At 41.8% G+C, this 1,398-nt stretch carries 2 protein-coding genes; both read left to right on the forward strand.

What is annotated here, in order from left to right; all coding sequences use genetic code 11:
- Positions 1-54: 54 nt before the first annotated feature.
- Entirely contained in the window at positions 55-441 is a 387-nt protein-coding gene (locus J2X69_RS24740; protein ID WP_310109547.1) for a transposase, read from the forward strand.
- Entirely contained in the window at positions 438-1,376 is a 939-nt protein-coding gene (locus tag J2X69_RS24745) for a DDE-type integrase/transposase/recombinase (protein WP_310109550.1), read from the forward strand. Before J2X69_RS24740 ends, J2X69_RS24745 begins: the two co-directional genes overlap by 4 nt.
- Positions 1,377-1,398 lie beyond the last annotated feature (22 nt).

Genomic DNA, 1,398 nt, shown 5'->3' on the forward strand with positions numbered 1-1,398 from the left:
TGATACTCCCTGAATAAAGTTGACACATTTTGTTGGGACAAAAAACCAATTAAGATGAAAAAAGGATTTCAACTAAAGCCCCAACGTATTTTCAGTTTAGAACTTCGTAAGCAGATTGTTGGGCAGATAGAACGTAGGGAGCTAACGGTCATCGAGGCCGTTCGTGAATATGAAATAGGTGGAAAACAGACGGTTTATAATTGGCTGTATAAATATTCTGCTACCTTAAAAAAAGGAACAAGAATGGTCATGGAAAAAGACAGTCAAGAAAACAAGTCCCAGGAGTTGAGAAGCCGCATAAAGGAGCTTGAGGCAGCCCTTGGCCGTAAATCTTTGGAGGCGGATTTATACCGGATTATTGTGGAAAAGGCTTCAGATGAATATCGTGTGGATCTAAAAAAAAGTTTTGGAGATCAAGTGTCAAAGTCACAGAAGAAATGATCCATTCCTATTCTTATAGCATCAAATCTGCCTGTGAACTGATGGGATTTAGCCGACAGGCCTATTATAAAAACACAGTGAATAAGGCGGAGCTGGAAGACAGAATCATTCAGCTGGCAGATCAAAACTTGCGTAAAGTCCGTAAACGCTGCCCGAGTCAAGGTTGCCGGCGTATGTATGCAGAGTTTGGTAATCAACTGCCCATTGGACGCGATAAAAGCATCGAGCTGTTTATGGCTCTGGGTTACCGTGTCAGATATCCAAAACGGTATGGCAGGGCCACACAGTCCGGCACCCGGGAATTCCCCAATCTTCTGGTAGAGAAAGAAGTGAATGGGATCAACCAGGTATGGCAAGGGGACATGGCACATTATCTATATGGATATAGTAAACTTTACACCATCTATATCACCGATGTGTACAGCCAGGAAATTGTCGGTTACGGAGCTTATGCTTCCAATGAAGCGAATAAGTATGAGGAAGTTATGCGCAAGGCAGTAAATAGAGCCAAGGGTAAAGGGATAAAACTAAACGGAATGATTCACCATAGTGACGGAGGCAAGCAATATGAAAGCGGTATCTACAAGAACTTATGCAACCGCCATGGAGTCCTTCAGAGTATGTGCATGTATTCCTTCGAGAATCCCTATGCTGAGAAAACGAATGATCTGATAAATAATGGTTACTTAAATTACTGGAAACCAAGGACACTGGAAGAATTGAGGGAATGTCAACGAAAGGCTGTTATTGATCACAACAGCAAAAGAAAAAAGACCATACTTAAAGGCCTTTCTCCCCTTGAATTTAAAACAAAACTGATGGGCGTACCTACTATCGCCCACATCTTAATGCTAAAACCGCGTAACCCTGAACAACCAAGAAAGAGAATAGTAAAACAATCACTTAACTTAACTGTCCGGAAGACAAGAATGTGACAACCAAAATCAGGTAAGGTCA

Origin of the sequence: Algoriphagus sp. 4150, assembly GCF_031457395.1 — a bacterium.
Classification (GTDB): domain Bacteria; phylum Bacteroidota; class Bacteroidia; order Cytophagales; family Cyclobacteriaceae; genus Algoriphagus.